The following is a 14936-nucleotide window of genomic DNA, read 5'->3' on the forward strand; positions in this document are numbered from 1 at the left end:
TCGACGCGCTGCTCGAAGCCGTGTGGCAGGCAGGCGCCACCGACCTCCTGCTCACCGCCGGCATGGCACCCCAGCTGCGCATCCAGGGCGCGTTGCACGCTCTGCCCAACGAGCCCGTGCTCACCGCCACCGATACCGACGCCCTACTCGAGGAACTGCTCAGCCCCGAACAGATCGCGCACTGGGCGCAGAACCACGAATACGACTTCTCCTTCTCCTGGCGCGACGACGCCCGGGTCCGCGGCAACGCGTTCACCCAGCGTGGGGACACCGCGGTCGCGCTGCGCATGATTCCCCGCGTCATCCCCTCCATGGACCAGCTCGGCCTCCCCCCGGTGCTCGGCCACTTCGCCCGCCAGCACCAAGGGCTCGTCCTCATCACCGGCCCGACCGGGTCCGGCAAGTCGACCACGCTCGCCTCGGTGATCGACCGGATCAACACCGAGCGGGCCTGTCACATCATCACCATCGAGGACCCGATCGAGTACGTCCACGAGCACAAGCGATCCGCGGTCAACCAGCGCGAGGTGGGCAGCGACACCGCGTCGTTCTCCCACGCCCTGCGCAGCGCGCTGCGCGAGGACCCCGATGTGCTGCTGGTCGGCGAGATGCGCGACCTGGAGTCGATCCGGTTCGCGCTGACCATCGCCGAGACCGGCCACCTCGTCTTCGCCACGCTGCACACCAACGACACCGCGCAGTCGCTGGCCCGCATGATCGACGTCTTCCCGGCCGAACAGCAGTCGCAGGTGCGGGTGCAGCTCGCCGCCGCGCTCACCGGGATCGTCTACCAGCGGCTGATCCCGGCCACCGGCGGCGGCATGGTCGCCGCGTTCGAGGTGCTCGTCGCGAACTCCGCGATCCGCAACCTCGTCAAGGAGGGCAAGACCAACCAGCTCCGCAACTCGCTGATCACCGGCCGCAACGAGGGCATGGTCACCTTCGAGCAGTCGCTGTCGGATCTCGTGCAGGCAGGCCGAATCAGCTACGAGGACGCCGCCGCCCGCAGCCTCTACCCCAAGGACATCGAAGCCCGACCCCGAATCCGCGCTGGAGTGGCGTCATGAGACTGGGCAAGCGCACCGACACCCCCGGCCAGGCGCCCGTGGACCCGCCGAACACGGGCAGCCTCGCCGACGCCGCCGCCGAGAACGCCCGAGCGCGGCAGTCGCGGCCGCTGCAGCCGGTGGACCTGCGTTCGGTCACCCCCGAGCCCGTCGCGACCGCCCTCATCAAGGAAGCAACCGCGCGCGAGTTGCTCGCGGTGCAACTGAAAACCGGCAACGGGGTGGCCTTCGCGGTCGCCGACCCGTCCGACGCGGTCCTCAAAGGACTGCGCGAGGCCGCCGGGATGCCGTTCACCGTGCGGGTCGCCGACCCGGCGGACATCCTGCGCGTCATCGGCGCGACCTACCGGGCACTGACCGGGATCGACTCGCGGGTCAAGGACTTCGAGGCACGCGACGTGCTGCGCAAGACCGCGGCCCGCACCGTCGCCGCGGTCTCGGCCAACGACGACGCCCCGGTCGTGCAGGTCGTGCAGCTGATCATCACCCAGGCCTTGCGCGACCGGGCATCCGACGTGCACGTCGAGCCGCAGCCGGAGCGGATCAGGGTCCGCTACCGGATCGACGGCGCCCTGCACGACGTGCTCGACCTGCCCGCGTCGATGGGCCCGGCGATCGTGAGCCGGATCAAGATCATCGGCGGGATGAACATCGTCGAGCGGCGCCGCCCGCAGGACGGCCAGATCAGCATGGATGTCGAAGGCCGCGCCGTCGACATCCGCGTGTCGACCACCGCCGTCGTCGGCGGCGAGAAGGTCGTGCTGCGACTGCTGGACAAGAGCCGCCCGCTCTTTCGCCTGGAGCAGCTCGGCATGCCCGCCGAGATGGCCAAGCGCTATGCGGCGCTGCTGCGCTCCCCCTACGGCATGGTCATCTGCGCGGGCCCGACCGGCAGCGGCAAGACCACCACGCTCTACGGGTCGCTCGGCGAGATCAACAGCCCCGACCGCAACATCATGACCATCGAGGACCCGGTCGAGTACACCTTCCCGTCGATCAACCAGATCCAGATCAACGAGCAAGCGGGCATCACCTTCGCCGGCGGCCTCAAGTCGATCCTGCGGCAGGACCCGGACATCATCCTCGTCGGCGAGGTCCGTGACGTGGAGACCGCGCGCATCGCCGTGCAGTCCGCGCTCACCGGCCACTTCGTGCTGTCCTCCTTGCACGCCACGGACGCCGCCGCGACGCTGCACCGCCTGCTGGACATGGGGATCGAGAACTTCCTCATCGCGTCCTCGGTCACCGCCGTGCTTTCCCAGCGCCTGGTGCGCCGGGTCTGCACGTACTGCACCGAGTACTACCGACCGTCCAATGAGGAGCTGGCGTTCCTCGACGCGGTCGGCGGCGCACCGCCCAAGGGCGGGTTCGTCCGCGGCGCCGGATGCAACTTCTGCGCCAACACCGGGTACCTGGAGCGCATCGGCGTCTACGAGATGATGCCGATCAGCGAACCGATCCGGGACCTGATCCTCACCCGCGCCTCGCACGAGGAGTTCCGCAAGCAGGCGCGGTACGAGGGCATGCGCACCCTGTCCGAGGCGGCGGTGCACCTGGTCGAGTCCGGCGTGACCACCCTCGCCGAGGTCCTGCGTTCCGTTTACGTGATCGGGAGCTGAGATGGCCAAGTTCGCCTATATCGCAACGCGTCCTGACGGGAGCCCGATCAGCGGAACGCACAAAGCGGACAGCCGTGAAGCCGCCGAACTCGCGTTGTACGAGCTGGAACTGCGCGACATCCAGGTCACCGAGAAGACGGGCGTGCTCAAGAAGGAGCTGACCGCGCCGCGCGTCAAGCGCGAAGAGGTCATGCACCTGTCGCGGCAGCTCGGCGCGTTCATCAAGGCGGGCCTGCCCCTGATCGACGCGGTGCGCACCCTCGGCGAGGAAGCCGACAACTCCTCCGTGCGCAAGATGATGCGCGAGGTCGAGGACGGGCTGCGCCGCGGCGAGAAGCTCTCCGACTGCTTCGACCGGCACCCCAAGATCTTCCCCGAGTTCTACCGCGGCATCCTGCGCTCGGCGGAGCTCAGCGGCAAGCTCGACAGCGTCCTCGACCGGCTGGCCAAGTACCTCGAACGCGACCTCGAAGCCAAGCGCAAGATCAAGTCCGCGCTCATCTACCCCGCGATGATCGCGGGCATGTCGTTGGTCACCGTCATCGTGCTCGCCAGCTTCGTGCTCCCCCGGTTCAAGGTGTTCTTCGACAGCCTCGACGCCGAACTCCCCCTGCCGACCCGGATGCTGCTGGCCGTCACGGACTTCCTCACCGAGTGGTGGTGGGCCTTGGGCACCGGGACCGCTGTCCTCGCGCTAGGTCTCTTCGCGGCGGTCCGCACGACCAAAGGCCGCTACGCGCGCGACAAGTTCTTCTTGTCGCTGCCCGTCGTCGGCTCCACCATCCAGTACGCCCTCGTCGAGCGGTTCAGCCGCATCCTGTCCTCCATGGTCAGCGCGGGCGTCTCGCTGCCGGAGGCGCTGCGGGTGGCCACCGAGTCGTTGCGCAACCTGGTCTTCATCCACGCTCTCTCCCGGGTCGGCGAAGCCGTCCTCGAAGGCGAGGGCCTGGCCAAGCCCATCTCCGCGATCGGGCTGTTCCCGACCACCGCGGGCCAGATGATCCGGGTCGGTGAGGAGACCGGCACCCTCGACACCCAGCTCGAGGTCACCGCCCAGTACTACGAGGGCGAGCTGGACTACAAGCTCAAGAAGCTCACCGCCCTGTTCGAGCCCGCCGTCATCGTGGTGATGGGCCTGGTCGTCGGCTTCGTCGCGGTGGCACTGGTCTCGGCGATGTACGGCATCTTCAACCAGGTGTCCTGATGCGCGCCGACGACCGGGGCGAGACCCTGCTCGAACTGCTGATCGCCGTGGTGATCCTCGGCATCGGCGCGGTCGCGATCGGCGCGGGCCTGACCACCAGCGTCCTCGCCTCCGACGTGCACCGCAAGCAGTCCACCGCGGGCACGATGGTGCGCGACTTCGGCGAGGCCATCCGCACCAGCGTCGCGAACGGCGGCTACGTCGCCTGCGCGGCCCCCGGCGCTTACGCGAGCCCGGCCGGATTCGCCGTCCCCACCGGGTACACCTCGGCGGTCACCGCGACGAAGTACTGGGATGGCACGGCCTGGCAGGCCTCCTGCGGCACCGACACCGGACTGCAGCAGCTCACCCTGCAGGTCGCGGGCAACGACGGCCGGGCCACCGAACGCACCATCATCGTGATCCGCAAGCCGTGCGGGCTCGGGGAGCCAATATGCACGTGACTCGCCGCGGCCGTGACGATGCCGGCTTCACCCTGGTCGAACTGCTGATGGCGATCGTGATCCTCGGCGTGATCAGCGCGCCACTGGCCGGGCTCATCATCGCTGGGCTGCGCCAGTCCGCGAGCGCGTCGGCGCGGCTGCAGCTGTCCCACGACTCGCAGATCAGCGCCACCTATTTCGGCCAGGACGTGTCCACCGTCGGCATCCGCGACTACGCGGCCGCCCACGGTCTGACCGGGGTCGCGTTCAAACCCTCGATCCAACTCGACGCGGCGTTCGACGCGGGCGGGCACGTGTGCGGCACCGCCGCCACCCCCACCGCCAAGATCCGCCTGCTGTCGGAGAACTGGGACAACTCGGGCGCCACTCCCGCGTCGAACGTGGATGTTGTGGGCTACTACCTGGTGCCCGTGGGCGCGGTCAGTGAGCTGCACCGGATCAAGTGCGCCGGAGGCTCGACCGCCGACATCGTCGTCGCCCACTACGTCGACCCGGCGACCTTCACGATCGACTGTGGCGGGGCGTGCGACACGGCGGCGGTGCCGCAGCGGGTGACGCTGAGGTTCACCGTCACGACGCCGAACGCGGACCCCTATGAGATCAGCCTGAACGGCCAGCGGAGGCAGACATGACACGCCGTCACGACGACAGCGGAGCCGCGCTGATCCTGGTGCTGGTCCTGGTATCGGTGATCAGCCTGGGTCTGCTCGCGCTGCTCACCTTCTCCGGCACCAGCATCCGCACGACCGTGGCGCTGCGCGGCCAGGCGGCCGAGGCGTCCACCTCGGACGGTGCGATGGCCGCGGCGATCAACACCATCCGCAACAGCACCTACAACAACTCCTCTGGCCAGCAGTGCTTCGGCGGCTCGGACACGCTCACCTTCGACGGGATCGCGGGCGCGGGCGCGGCGACCGTGGCGTGCGGGGCCGACCCGTCCAAGGTCCTCATCCAGTGCCCGTCGCTGTCGATGTGCAACCGGCCCGGCAGCGCGATCCTGACCCTGGGCCGCACGGCCGGGGAGAACGGCGTCAACATCTCCCAGCCCAGTGGATCAACCTTCCGCGTGCATGGGATCGTCTTCTCCAACTCCAACATCAACGTGGTCAACGGGACCCTGTTCACCAACACCAGGGTCTACGCCCGCACCACGTGCGCGGGAACGATCACCAGCGATCCCTCGCCGCCGTCGTGCAACTACGGCGCCACCGCGAACCCGCTGAGCGACGACCCAAATTACCTTCCCCAGGCGGCTGTCGCGCCGCAGCACCGCGCGCTGCCGCCGTGCACGACCCCGGACTCAGTGGTCACGTTCGAGCCCGGCTATTACGACGACGCCTACGGTCTGTCGCGGATGATGTCGGCGAGCAGCTCGTGCCGCAACAGCACGTGGTGGTTCAAACCCGGCGCCTACTACTTCGACTTCCACAACGGCGGCACCAACGCCAACCCGCTGCTCGACTCCAGCGGCGGCAACATCTGGACCATCGACAACGGCACGCTGGTCGCGGGCACCCCGGTCAACGGCGCCGGACAGGTGATCGGCGCGCCTCCGGTTCCCGCGAGCATTCCGGGCTCGTGCAACAACCCGATCAAGGACGCGGGCGCGGTCGGCGTCCAGTTCATCTTCGGCGGCGACAGCCAACTCGCGGTGAAGGCGGGCCAGGCCGAGATCTGCGGCACCTACAGCGCCACCCGGCCGCCGGTCGCCATCTACGGGCTCAAGTCCGGGGCCGAGACCGACACCGCGCTCACCGACCTCAAGCTCACCGGTGTTCCCACCCAAGGCGGCTTCGGCGCCACCGCCACGACCGCGAACCTCCGCGACGCCGAGGCCCTCAGCTTCGCGACCTGGACAGCACCCAAGAAGAACGCCGACACGACCGTCTCCGTCACCGGGTTCGCGCCGCCCGCCGCCATCCCCCCAGGGTCGGTCCTCAGGTCGGCCACGGTGAAGGTCAACCACCGGCACACCGACCTGCTCAAACCGGACAACCTCCAGGTGACCCTGACCCCCACCGGCGGCACCCCGCTCACCGGGTCCGTCGTCGGCCGCACCGGGTCGCCGCTCTTCCAGACCAGCACCATCCCGATCGACACCGCTCGCACCGGTTCCCTGGCGAAAGCCGTGTATGACGGCACGTTCAGCGGCGCCACGATCGACCTCAAGGTCTCGTTGGACGCCAAGGACGACATCGAGGACCTCGACGCGATCCAGCTCGACCTCACCTACGTCGCCCCCGCTTTCCGGGCGGGCACCGGCTGTGTCACCACAGTCCCGTACACCGGGCTGGGCAACGCCTCCCGCTGTCCGCTCGTCAGCTCCGACGGCAGCCCCAACAACCGGTTCTACGTCCAGGGCACCACCTACGCGCCGCGCGCCGCCCTCGACATCACCCTGAACAACGCTTCCGAGCAGGTCTTCCGCTTCGGTGTCGTGACCCGCTCCCTTTGGGTGAAGCTGACCGGCAGCTTCTCCTACGGCGGCCCGGTCATCGAGGTCCCCGACGACTCGCCCGGGTTCGTCTTCAGCGTGTACCTCAGCGTCTACCCATGCCCGTCGCCCGGCCCCTGCTCGACCAGTGGAACGCCGTCGCTGCGGGCGAAAGTGGCGTTCGTCGACTCCGACCCGGTCACCCCGATAGCCGGGAGACGCCAGGTCAGCGTGCTCAGCTGGTCCAACCCACGGTGACGAGGTACCAGTTCGCGATGGGCTCGGCGACGAACAACGCCAGTAGCGCGCCCAGGATCATGAAGGGGCCGAACGGGAGCGCGGTCTTGCGGTCGCCCCGGCCCGCCGCGAGGACCACGGCGCCGACCAGCGCGCCCAGCACGAACCCGCCGAACGCGCCGACGACCAGCGTCGACCATGACAGGTAGGCGAGCACGCCACCGAGCAGACCCGAGAGCCGCACGTCGCCGAAGCCCATCCCGGCGGGGTACACCAGCGCCAGCAGGAAGTAGAACGCAAACAGGGCGGCGGCGCCGATCGCGGCCCGGCCCAGCGACCACCAGTCGTCACGCACCGCCGAGGACACCGCCAGCAGGACGGCGAGCACCGGGTAGGACGGCAGGATGATCGCCGACGGCAGCCGCCGCACGTCCAGGTCGATCAGGGCGAGGGCGATGCCCGCGGCCGCGAAGTACAGGTATGCGGGCAGCGCGGACACCAGCCCGAGCTGCCACATCCGCACGGCCACCACCAGGAAAACCAGCGCCGTGCCCAATTCCACCAACGGATAGCGGATCCCGATCGGCTCGGCGCAGTCGGCGCACCGTCCCCTCAGGACCAACCAGCCGAACACCGGGATGTTGTGCCGGGCCCGCACCGGCTTCCCGCAACTCGGGCAACGAGACGCCGGACTCACCACCGACTCGCCGAGTGGCACCCGGTGGATCACCACGTTGAGGAACGAGCCGACGGCCAGGCCCAGCAGCGTGACCATGACGTACAGGACGACCTGCATCCCCGGCTCCCGCCTGTCGGCCGCATTCGGCGATCACCGTATCGCCCGCGCCGACAACGCGCGCGAAGACGGGCTGCGAGCCCCCTCGGCCCGCAGCCCGTCTCCCCGGGTCAGCAGGCGCCAGTGACCGGCAGGCCGAAGAACCGGGCGCTGAGATAGGCGACGGCGGCGGGTGCGCCGGTGACCGCCAGGACGTTGTGCTCGCTGAGGTAGTCGGTGTGGAAGGTGACCTTCGTGCCCTTCGCGCACCACTCGCGGCGGACGGCGTCACCCGCGGCCCACGGGATCAGCTCGTCGAACTTCGAGTGGTAGAGGTAGACCGGCGCGGTGGGTGCCTGCGCGCCCATCCGGTTGAGCGCCAGCACCTCCCGGCCGACCGGCTCGTTCAGCGGGTCGGTCGAGTGGGTGAACTCGGTGAGCCCGCGGAACGGGTAGCTGATGGCGAGGTCACCGACGCACATGTCGTCCACGTCGGCCCGCAGCGCGCGACCGGCGTCGTTGAGCAGGGTCTCCAGTTCGGGGTACTCGCGCATGAGCCCGTTGACCGCGCCGAGGCCGAGGCCGGAGAAGGCGCCACCGTCCATCGTCTTGGCGGCCAAGGCGAGATCGGCGGGTGTGCCGCCCGCGGCGACACCGGCGACGCGCAGTTCCGGCGCGTAGGTGGGCTGCAGTTCGGCGGCCCAGCCTGAGGCGAGCGCGCCACCCGAGTAGCCCCAGATGCCGATCTTGGCTTTCGCCAGGCCCGCCTCAGGCACGGAGATCGCGCCGCGGATGCCGTCGAGCACCGCGTGGCCCTCCATCCGCCCGGCCCCGTAGGCGTCGCGAGGGCCCTGGTAGTCGGTGACGACGACGGCCCAGCCCTTGGCCAGCCCCAGACCGAGCAGCGCGCCCTCCTTCTCGGTGCCGGTCCGCAGGGTGTACGACGGGTTGCACTGGTCGCCGAGACTGTCGGTCGCGGGCTGGTAGGACAGCAGCGGCCGCTGCCCAAGGTACGGCGTCGAAGGGACGATCAGGGTCGAGACCACGGTGACCGGCCGGTCCTTCGCGTCGCTGCTGCGCACCTGCATCTGCAGCGCGGGCAGCCCGGCGGCGGTGACCGATCGCTTCTTGAGCACCGTGCCCGGAGCGGCGGCCTCGAAGTCCGGGGCGGGCCGGTAGAAGGGGTCGAGGTCGGGCTCCACGACCGCCTCCGGCGCCGCGGTCGCGGCCGGGACAGCGACGACCACCCCGCCGACAAGCGCTCCCGCGGCCAACACCAGCGATGCCAGACGTGCCGTGCGTTTCATGGGCCGTGCCTCCATAATCGAAAATATGTCTTTTCGCTTTGGGCTTGGCGGCTACCGTAGGCCTACGCGACACCGATGACAAGAGCTGGAGACCATGACCGAGGCACCAACCCGCCGCTATTCCGGCCGCGACGCGGGCGAACGCAGCGCCGCGCGCCGGGAACGCCTGCTGGCGGCGGCGCTCGACCTGTTCGGCACCGAGGGCTACCAGGCGACGCCCATCGACCGGCTCTGTTCAGCCGCGAAGGTGTCGACGCGGCACTTCTACCACGAGTTCACCAACAAGGAAGCGGTCCTGATCGCGCTGCACTCGCAGATCACCGAGGCCGCCCTCACCGCCACGGCCACCGCGCTCGCGGAGGCGCCCGCGACCCCCATCGAGGCCCGCGTGGTCGCGGCGGTGACCGCGTACCTGCGCACGATCATCTCCGACGAGCGCCGGGTCCGGGTCAGCTTCGTCGAGGTCGTCGGCGCCAGCCCGAAGGTGGAACAGGCCCGCCTGGAGTACCGCGAAGCGATCATCGCGACGGTGACCCACGAAGGCGAGGCCGCGGTCGCCCGCGGCGAGATCCCACCGAGGGACTTCCGGTTCGCGGGCCTCGCCCTAATCGGCGCCCTGAACTCGGTGGTCTACGACTGGTCGCTGCATCAGTGGAAGTCGGTGGAAGAACTCGAAACCGCCCTGCTCGCACTCGCCACCACCCTCCTCACGGGCTGATCCCGCACTGTCAGGGGGAGGCCATGGTGACCTCGACGGCATCCTGGTGCCCTGATCCCAGTCACCCCACGATCAACACAACCAGGGTGCGCGGGCCGTGGACGCCTTCGACCCGGTTGAGTTCGATGTCGCTGGTGGCTGACGGGCCGCTGATCCAGGTGAGCGGGCGGGTGCCGTCCAGGCGGGCGATCGCTTCCGGGACCGTGCCGACGATCTGGTCGACCCGCACGACGCACAGGTGGAAGTCGGGGACCAGGGTGAGCGCGCGCCTGCCCTGGCCCGGGCCGGCGTCGAGGACGATGGTGCCGGTCTCGGCGATGCCCACGGCGCAGGCCGTGACCACTCCGTCGGCCGCGTCGAGGGCGGGCACATCCAAGGGCGGGGCGTCGGTGACCGCGTGGGGGACCCAGTCCGCGGGCAGGTCGGCCGGGGCGAGGACCGCGCTGACACCGAAGTGCGCCAACTGTTCGGCGATGGCCTCGGACACGGTGTCGGTCGCCGTACGCACGACGGTCGCCCGGTAGTCGGCGACCCGTTCGGCGAACAGGTCGACCAGATCACCCTCTATGGCCTGCTCGTAATCCCTGGACACAACCGTCTCCGCCTTGTCCACTGTGGACAAAGCCGAGCGGATACGGCCGAGGATCTCTTCGCGCGCGGTCATCGGGACTCCCACCAGGATCGGAACGTCTGTCGGGGCGGGGTCGCGGTGTCCCGGGCGCCGCTCCATGCCTTGAACGGACCAGGCAACCGGCCGATCCGGCCCCGGCGGCTCAGTGTTCGGCCGCCGATCGAGACCAGGCGCTGGACCAGGCGCAGCCTGCGGGAGCTGCCGAACACCCACTGCGCCACCCGCATGGCCGCGCGTTCGGCGGAAGGCTTGCCGCGTTTGGCGTCGACGGCTTTCGCGCGGAGGTGGACGAGGGCCTGCGGGATGTCGATGAGCACCGGGCAGACCTCGTAGCAGGCGCCGCACAGGGTGGAGGCGAACGGGAGGGTCGGTGAGACCTCGTCGGCGGTGACGCCGCGCAGCTGCGGGGTGAGGATGGCGCCGATGGGGCCGGGGTAGACCGACCCGTAGGCGTGGCCGCCGGTCCGCTCGTACACCGGGCAGACGTTGAGGCACGCCGAGCAGCGGATGCACCGCAGCGCCTGCCTGCCGATGTCGTCGGCGAGCGCGTCGGTGCGGCCGTTGTCGAGCAGGATCAGGTGGAACTCCTGCGGGCCGTCGCCAGGGGTCACCCCGGTCCAGGTCGAGGTGTACGGGTTCATCCGCTCACCGGTGGACGACCGCGGCAGCAGCTGCAGCATCACTTCGAGGTCCTGCCAGGTGGGCACCAGCTTCTCGATGCCGACCACGCTGATCAGGACCTCCGGCAGGGTCAGGCACATCCGCCCGTTGCCCTCGGACTCGACCACGACGAGCGTGCCGGAGTCCGCGACGGCGAAGTTCGCCCCGGACACGGCGACCTTGGCGGTGAGGAACTTGCGCCGCAGGTGCACCCTCGCGGCCGCGGCCAGTTCGGCGGGGTCGTCGGTGAGCGCCTCGGTCACGCCGGGCATCTCGCGCAGGAAGATGTCCCTGATCTCCGAGCGGTTGCGGTGGATGGCGGGCACCAGGATGTGCGATGGCCGGTCGTGTCCCAGTTGGACGATCAGCTCGGCGAGGTCGGTCTCGTAGGCGGCGATCCCGGCCTCGGCCAGCGCCTCGTTGAATTCGATCTCCTGGGTGGCCATGGACTTCACCTTGACCACCTCGTCGGCCTCCGCCGCGCGGACCAGGTCGATCACGATCCGGTTGGCCTCGGCGGCGTCGCGCGCCCAGTGGACGACACCGCCCGCGGCGGTAACGTTGCGTTCCAGCTCTTCGAGGTAGGTGTCGAGGTTGTGCAGGGCGCGGTCTTTGATCTCCTTGCCCGCGGTCCGCAGCGACTCCCAGTCGGCGCGTTCGGCGACCACGGCGGCGCGCTTGCCGCGGATCGCGCCGGTCGCCTTGCCCAGGTTTGCCCGCAACCGGGTGTCACCGAGGGCTTTGCGGGCGGCCACCGGGAACGGCGGCATACCGAGCCAGGTGCCGGTCATGCGCGCTCACCCGCCAGGATCTCGGCGAGGTGCATGACCCGCACCGTCGACTTCGCCCGCGACAGCAGCCCGCCGACGTGCATCAGGCAGGAGTTGTCCGCCGCGGTCAGCACCTCCGCGCCGGTGGACAGCACGCGGGCGACCTTGTCCTTCCCCATGGCCACCGAGACGTCGGAGTTCTTCAGCGCGAACGTGCCGCCGAACCCGCAACACTCGGTCGCGCCCGGCAGGTCGACGAGGTCGATCCCCTCCACCGCGCGCAACAGGACCTGCGGCCGGTCGCCGAGTTTGAGCAGCCGCAGACCATGGCAGGTCGGGTGGTAGGTGACCTTGTGCGGGAAGTACGCGCCGACATCGGTCACCCCGGCGACGTCCACCAGGAACTCGGTGAACTCGTGCACGCGCAGCACTGTCTCGGCGACCGCCTCGGCCAGCTTCTGGTCCCCCGACACCTCGGCGACCCGGCGGTGGAAGTCCCGAACCATCCCGACGCACGACGCGGACGGCGCCACGACGACGTCCGCACCGGCGAAGGTGTCGACGAAGGACCGGACCAGCGGCACACACTCACGCTGGTAGCCGGTGTTGAAGTGCATCTGCCCGCAACACGTCTGCTCCGGCGGGAACACCACCTCGTGGCCAAGCCGCTCCAGCACGCGGACGACGGCCTGGCCGGTCGCGGGGAACAGCGTGTCGTTGAAGCAGGTGATGAAGAGGGCGACCCTCATCGGCGAACCTTTCCACATTTCGGGCCACGCCCGGCTATCCTACGAAACATCGGATGTCCGTAGGAGGAGTTGCCGTGCCGGTCACCGACGAAGCCATCGAAAAAATCAAGGCGATGATCGTCGACGGCGAACTCGGCCCCGGCTCGCGCCTGCCGAAGGAAGCCGACCTCGCCGAACGCCTCGGCCTGTCCCGCAGCTCCCTGCGGGAGGCGGTCAAGGCGTTGTCCCTGATCAGGGTCCTGCACGTGCGCCAAGGCGACGGCACGTACGTCACCAGCCTGGAGCCGGGCCTGCTCCTCGACGCCATGGGTTTCATGGTCGACTTCCACCAGGACGACACCGTCTTGCAGTTCCTCGAAGTCCGCCGCATCCTGGAGCCCGCCGCGACGGCCATGGCCGCCAAAACCATGACCGACACCGACGTCGCCGAACTCCGCGCGATCCTCGACGAGCTCGATGAGGACCCGACGGTCGAGGCGCTGGTCGCCAACGACCTCAAGTTCCACAGCCGCATCGCCGCAGGCTCGGGCAACACCGTCCTGTGCTCGCTGATCGACGGGCTGTCGGGCCCCACGGCCCGCGCCCGCATCTGGCGAGGCCTGACGCAGGAGGGCGCGGTCCGCCGCACCCGCGAACAGCATGACGCCATCTGCGAGGCCATCGAGTCGCGGCAGCCTGAGGTCGCCCGGGCGTGGGCGACTGTGCATGTGGCTGGGGTGGAGCAGTGGCTGCGCAACACTCTCGGGTCGGCGGAATCCGCCCTCGAACAGGAATGACGCCATTCTCCTGGGCCTTATAGGTTTCGCGCGGGGTGCCGGTCCGGTTTCCGGTGGAGATCCGCGCCAGCGTGGTCAAGCACAAACGACACTTCACCCCTGGACCAGCGCGGCCCCCGTGCGGCTGGCGAACTCCGCGGCGTCGCACGCCGCGTCGGTGCGCGCGTCGGTGTCCCGCGCTGTGGTCGCAGGGATGGGGCCGCGGTCCTTGAGCGGGGTGGTCGTCCTGGACTCACGGCCCGCGCCGTGAGACTGGGCGACCGGCGGGGGCGTCGTCGCGACCGCGGCGGGCAGGCGCTCGGGTGCGGCGACGGCGGTCGGGGCGGGTAACCCCAAGGTGGCGGCGAGCAGGGTCAGCAGGATCAACCCGCGTCGCGGTCGAAAGCTCATCACATGTGTCTCCGGTGCAGGGATTCGGGTGCAGGGTGTAATGCCCACGCGAACGGCGATACTCTTTTGGTGTCAACGTCATCGCGCGTTGATGGAGAGTCACACCGACAGGGATCCCCCGGTAATGATTTGGCTCTATAGTCTTTGCTTATGGACCTGGAGTTTCGACACCTGAGGGCCATTTGCACGATCGCGGAGACAGGCAGCCTCTCGCAGGCGGCGTCCGCCCTCGGGGTGTCCCAGCCGTCGCTCACCCTGCTGCTGCAGCGCGTCGAACGGTCGGTGGGCGGACAGCTGTTCCTGCGCAGCCGCACCGGAACCGCGCCCACGGCGCTGGGGAACGCGTCCTGGGCCGCGCGCGAGTGCTGCTGGTCGAACTCGACGCGTTCAGCGCCGACCTGGTGCGCCCGGACAGCCAAGCCGTGCTGCGCATGGGTTCGGCGCACATGGAGTGTGTCGCCACCCTGGTCTCTCGCCTCGATGAGACGGTGCCGGAAGCGGAGATCAGGCTTCAGGTGGAGCCGTCGAGCACGATGCTCGCCCACTCCCTGACCCACGGCAGGCTCGACGCGGCCCTGATCGGCATGTCCGACGACAGGGACGTACCCCTTGGCGCGCAGGTGATGCACCGGACGCTGGTGCCGCGCGTGCCGGTGTTCGTGGCGGTCGCGGACACCCACCCCTCCGCCTGCCTGCCGGAGATTCCCTTGGCGGACGTGGCCGACGACTCGTGGATCTGTCCGCCCGGAGCCGACGACGGCTCGCTGGTGACGCTGCGCTCGGCTTGCCGCAAAGCCGGTTTCGCGCCCCGGATCCGCTTCGAGGTGCCCAGCGGCGGCGGGCGCCAGCTGATCCGGTCAGGCCAGGCGGTGCAGCTGGTCGAACCGACCTCGATGGGCTGCCCCGGCTTGGTCGTCCGCCCGCTGGCCGACGAGCCGATCCGGCTGCGCCTGGTTCTGGCGTGGCGGCGGGAAAGGCTGACGGAGAGCCAGATCGACCGGATCCACCAAGCCTGCGCCGCCGCCTACACCCAGCACGCCATGGAGAGCCCGGTGTTCCGCCCGTGGTGGCTCGCACACCCGGAGGTGCACCCACGGGCGGTCCGGCACGGCTAGTACGGCAGCAGCCATTCGGGGTGTGACCTGCGGGGATGTGT

The 14936-nt window shown here is 69.6% G+C and carries 15 protein-coding genes and 1 pseudogene; 10 read left to right on the forward strand and 6 right to left on the reverse strand.

Annotation, left to right across the window (positions count from 1 at the left end):
* From ACRDSQ_RS21165 to ACRDSQ_RS21190, 6 genes are all read left to right on the forward strand, one after another.
* A partial coding sequence (locus ACRDSQ_RS21165; RefSeq protein ID WP_431423464.1) for a type IV pilus twitching motility protein PilT occupies positions 1 to 1067 on the forward strand: 1067 nt, incomplete at its 5' end.
* The gene (locus ACRDSQ_RS21170) at positions 1064 to 2686 is read left to right on the forward strand and encodes a GspE/PulE family protein (protein ID WP_431423465.1); all 1623 of its coding nucleotides are present in this window, start codon (positions 1064 to 1066) and stop codon (positions 2684 to 2686) included. The genes ACRDSQ_RS21165 and ACRDSQ_RS21170, both read left to right, overlap by 4 nt.
* 1 nt (position 2687) lies before the next feature.
* The gene (locus ACRDSQ_RS21175; RefSeq protein WP_431423467.1) at positions 2688 to 3890 is read left to right on the forward strand and encodes a type II secretion system F family protein; all 1203 of its coding nucleotides are present in this window, start codon (positions 2688 to 2690) and stop codon (positions 3888 to 3890) included.
* Positions 3890 to 4333 carry a type IV pilus modification PilV family protein gene (locus tag ACRDSQ_RS21180; protein WP_431423469.1) on the forward strand — a complete coding sequence of 148 codons (444 nt, stop codon included), beginning with the start codon at positions 3890 to 3892 and terminating at the stop codon, positions 4331 to 4333. The genes ACRDSQ_RS21175 and ACRDSQ_RS21180 overlap by 1 nt, the downstream gene beginning before the upstream one ends.
* Complete coding sequence (locus tag ACRDSQ_RS21185; protein ID WP_431423470.1) at positions 4324 to 4965, forward strand: type II secretion system protein; 642 nt, start codon at positions 4324 to 4326, stop codon at positions 4963 to 4965. Before ACRDSQ_RS21180 ends, ACRDSQ_RS21185 begins: the two co-directional genes overlap by 10 nt.
* Positions 4962 to 7025 (forward strand): hypothetical protein, encoded by a 2064-nt coding sequence (locus tag ACRDSQ_RS21190; RefSeq protein ID WP_431423472.1) that lies wholly within the window; start codon positions 4962 to 4964, stop codon positions 7023 to 7025. The genes ACRDSQ_RS21185 and ACRDSQ_RS21190 overlap by 4 nt, the downstream gene beginning before the upstream one ends.
* Here the strand turns inward: ACRDSQ_RS21190 and ACRDSQ_RS21195 are convergent.
* Together ACRDSQ_RS21195 and ACRDSQ_RS21200 are read right to left on the reverse strand one after the other, a co-directional pair.
* Positions 7003 to 7800, reverse strand: coding sequence for a prepilin peptidase (locus ACRDSQ_RS21195; RefSeq protein ID WP_431423473.1), 798 nt, complete (start codon positions 7798 to 7800; stop codon positions 7003 to 7005). The two genes, ACRDSQ_RS21190 and ACRDSQ_RS21195, sit on opposite strands and share 23 nt — an antisense overlap.
* Positions 7801 to 7910: 110 nt before the next feature.
* Positions 7911 to 9086 carry a lipase family protein gene (locus ACRDSQ_RS21200; protein WP_431423475.1) on the reverse strand — a complete coding sequence of 392 codons (1176 nt, stop codon included), beginning with the start codon at positions 9084 to 9086 and terminating at the stop codon, positions 7911 to 7913.
* 94 nt (positions 9087 to 9180) lie between these two features.
* Between ACRDSQ_RS21200 and ACRDSQ_RS21205 the strand changes: the two genes are divergently transcribed.
* Positions 9181 to 9804 (forward strand): TetR/AcrR family transcriptional regulator, encoded by a 624-nt coding sequence (locus ACRDSQ_RS21205; protein WP_431423476.1) that lies wholly within the window; start codon positions 9181 to 9183, stop codon positions 9802 to 9804.
* Between the two features lie 61 nt (positions 9805 to 9865).
* Here ACRDSQ_RS21205 and ACRDSQ_RS21210 read toward each other — a convergent pair whose 3' ends face one another.
* From ACRDSQ_RS21210 to ACRDSQ_RS21220, 3 genes are read right to left on the reverse strand one after another with little or no spacing between them, the layout of a single operon-like run.
* On the reverse strand, positions 9866 to 10468 hold the full coding sequence (locus ACRDSQ_RS21210; protein WP_431423477.1) for a LutC/YkgG family protein: 603 nt from the start codon (positions 10466 to 10468) through the stop codon (positions 9866 to 9868).
* Positions 10465 to 11886, reverse strand: coding sequence for a lactate utilization protein B (locus tag ACRDSQ_RS21215; protein ID WP_431423478.1), 1422 nt, complete (start codon positions 11884 to 11886; stop codon positions 10465 to 10467). Before ACRDSQ_RS21215 ends, ACRDSQ_RS21210 begins: the two co-directional genes overlap by 4 nt.
* Positions 11883 to 12614 (reverse strand): (Fe-S)-binding protein, encoded by a 732-nt coding sequence (locus ACRDSQ_RS21220; RefSeq protein ID WP_431423479.1) that lies wholly within the window; start codon positions 12612 to 12614, stop codon positions 11883 to 11885. Before ACRDSQ_RS21220 ends, ACRDSQ_RS21215 begins: the two co-directional genes overlap by 4 nt.
* A 74-nt stretch (positions 12615 to 12688) precedes the next feature.
* On the opposite strand from ACRDSQ_RS21220, the gene ACRDSQ_RS21225 reads away from it, so the two are divergent.
* Entirely contained in the window at positions 12689 to 13390 is a 702-nt protein-coding gene (locus tag ACRDSQ_RS21225) for a FadR/GntR family transcriptional regulator (protein ID WP_431423480.1), read from the forward strand.
* Positions 13391 to 13483: 93 nt separating this feature from the next.
* Here ACRDSQ_RS21225 and ACRDSQ_RS21230 read toward each other — a convergent pair whose 3' ends face one another.
* Positions 13484 to 13780 carry a hypothetical protein gene (locus ACRDSQ_RS21230; protein WP_431423482.1) on the reverse strand — a complete coding sequence of 99 codons (297 nt, stop codon included), beginning with the start codon at positions 13778 to 13780 and terminating at the stop codon, positions 13484 to 13486.
* Positions 13781 to 13930: 150 nt separating this feature from the next.
* Here ACRDSQ_RS21230 and ACRDSQ_RS21235 point away from each other — a divergent pair.
* A pseudogene (locus ACRDSQ_RS21235) lies at positions 13931 to 14059 on the forward strand (helix-turn-helix domain-containing protein); the annotation flags it as partial.
* 83 nt (positions 14060 to 14142) lie between these two features.
* Complete coding sequence (locus ACRDSQ_RS21240; RefSeq protein ID WP_431423483.1) at positions 14143 to 14895, forward strand: LysR family substrate-binding domain-containing protein; 753 nt, start codon at positions 14143 to 14145, stop codon at positions 14893 to 14895.
* Positions 14896 to 14936 lie beyond the last annotated feature (41 nt).

The organism is Actinokineospora sp. (genome assembly GCF_050699995.1).
GTDB lineage: Bacteria > Actinomycetota > Actinomycetes > Mycobacteriales > Pseudonocardiaceae > Actinokineospora.